2 protein-coding genes are annotated in these 1,295 nt (G+C 45.9%); both read right to left on the bottom strand.

All coding sequences use genetic code 11. From position 1 onward, the window contains the following. Positions 1-134: 134 nt before the first annotated feature. Positions 135-959 (bottom strand): glycoside hydrolase family 73 protein, encoded by an 825-nt coding sequence (locus tag ACFXI4_RS44705; RefSeq protein ID WP_376642737.1) that lies wholly within the window; start codon positions 957-959, stop codon positions 135-137. Positions 960-967: 8 nt separating this feature from the next. Beyond that, positions 968-1,295, bottom strand: a 328-nt coding sequence (locus ACFXI4_RS44700; RefSeq protein ID WP_385003447.1) for a LysM peptidoglycan-binding domain-containing protein, incomplete at its 5' end; no start/stop codon positions are given.

Raw genomic sequence — 1,295 nt, 5'->3', positions numbered from 1 at the left:
CGTGTACGTACACGATCTGACTTGTGTTATTTGTTATGGCTGAATGGTTCGGCTTTGTGTCGTCAAAATAAACCGTTGTAATGTCGCCCGGTAGCATGGTGACGGTCTGTTCACGCCATGTACTCTTTTTATGGTCATCCCCCGGCTGTTTGACTAGTTCCGGCATTCTTGTTCACTCCTTTTGCTATTGTAGCGGCTTTCTTGATGTGGTTTGACGCGCTGCGTCCTTTCTTAATGGCTTTGGCTCCCTTAGAAACAGATTTGACAGCACGACCACCCGGAACAAAATCCATTGCGGTGGATGCTGTACCTTTCGCAACGTCTCCGACTGCTGGGAAGGCTTTCATAAAGAACACGATTGCAATGATAGCAAGCCCGAGAATAAGAGACCATCTGAACACGCCGAACATGATATTTGATAAATATGATTTGTCGTCAGTGCCTGAAGATGAAGAATCCCCACCTGTCGCCCCGGCTCCTGACGTTCCTTTGAATGTAATGTCCTTATCATCGTACTGGTGAAGGTTGTTACTGCTGATAATGCCGAGAAGCTTATTTACATAGTTAGGGTCTGTTGCATACCCTCCAGCTTTGATTCCCTTCGCATAGTCCTCAACGCTTTTTGCGTTCTTCAGCTTTGACGCATAACGCGGCTTGGATAATAGTTCCGCGTGGGCGCGTATGGAATCTTGATAGCTGTTGTACTTTGCAAAGCCATCCTTCACGTGATAGGTCTTACCGTTATATACTTCGGTCGTACCCATCGTGGCACTTCCTGCTGTACCTCTTCCCTTTATTCCAAATAGGTTCTTAGAGTAGTAGGCAAGCCCGGACAATCCGCCCGGGTTTGAACCGCCTGATTCTAACATGATTTGACCCAGTATGATGGATGCAGGGATGCCAGTTTCTTTCTGTATGGCTTGCGCGTCTTTGATAAACGGCTTTATATTTACGCCCATACTTCCACCTACTTTGTCAGGATTTTGATTTTCTGACCCGGTTTAATTTTGTTCGGGTCTTTGAGTTTGTTAAACTTGGCTGTTTCCATATACGCGGCTTTTGTACCACCCTTACCATATTTCTGCGTCAATTCTGACAACGTGTCACCTTTTTTCACCGTCACCGTTTTGTATTTTGGTGTAGACGGTTTTTTCGCTGGCGATGGCTTTTTAGCCGGGGTTGACGGTTTTTTAGCAGGTGTTGTCGTTTTGGCAGGTGTTGACGGTTTCGCGTTCTTCAGCTTTTCCAGTTCTTTATGAAGCTGGTCATTTTCTGTTTCCAAGTTGCTGTATTTC

The sequence above is a fragment of the Streptomyces sp. NPDC059224 genome, assembly GCF_042754285.1.
Classification (GTDB): Bacteria; Actinomycetota; Actinomycetes; order Streptomycetales; family Streptomycetaceae; genus Streptomyces.
This window is presented reverse-complemented; position numbering and strand designations above follow the sequence as displayed.